Annotated in this window: 1 protein-coding gene; it reads left to right on the plus strand. The window is 59.9% G+C overall.

The genetic code is table 11. The features are described from left to right. Positions 1-31: 31 nt before the first annotated feature. Positions 32-274: IS110 family transposase (locus tag HMPREF2847_RS10650; RefSeq protein ID WP_070852423.1), on the plus strand; the 243-nt coding region annotated here is incomplete at its 3' end.

Consider the following 274-nt stretch of genomic DNA (forward strand, 5'->3'; position numbering starts at 1 on the left):
CGGACCAAACAGAGGTCTCGTCGTAACGTGGGTGCCTGCAACGGATGTCCAAGACACCGGCGACCTGCCGCAACAGAAGGACACCATCATGGAACCGTCCGCAACACCCGAAATCATCATCGGCCTCGACGTCGGCAAAACCGGCCACCATGCCTGCGCGCTGACCAACACCGGCGAGAGAATTTACGACAAACCACTGCCCCAAGACGAAGCCGCATGGCGTGAAATCTTCGCGTCCATGCAGGCCCACGGCAGCGTTCTCATGGTCGTCGAT

This window comes from Corynebacterium sp. HMSC074C03, from assembly GCF_001838285.1.
Classification (GTDB): Bacteria; Actinomycetota; Actinomycetes; order Mycobacteriales; family Mycobacteriaceae; genus Corynebacterium; species Corynebacterium amycolatum.